Source organism: Bacillus sp. VA13 (genome assembly GCF_055710085.1).
This window is the reverse complement of record NZ_JBVQPP010000029.1, coordinates 1-255: the sequence shown is the minus strand read 5'-3', so window position 1 is coordinate 255 and position 255 is coordinate 1. Positions and strand designations below refer to the sequence as shown.

Below are 255 nucleotides of genomic sequence, written 5' to 3'. Positions count from 1 at the left end.
TAGTACCTGTGAAGATGCAGGTTACCCGCGACAGGACGGAAAGACCCCGTGGAGCTTTACTGCAGCCTGATATTGAATGTTGGTACAGCTTGTACAGGATAGGTAGGAGCCTTGGAAACCGGAGCGCCAGCTTCGGTGGAGGCATCGGTGGGATACTACCCTGGCTGTATTGACCTTCTAACCCGCCGCCCTTATCGGGCGGGGAGACAGTGTCAGGTGGGCAGTTTGACTGGGGCGGTCGCCTCCTAAAAGGTA

1 rRNA gene is annotated in these 255 nt (G+C 56.5%); it reads left to right on the top strand.

Annotated elements, in window-relative coordinates:
- Positions 1–255, top strand: a 23S ribosomal RNA gene (locus AC0C66_RS21605); the annotation flags it as partial.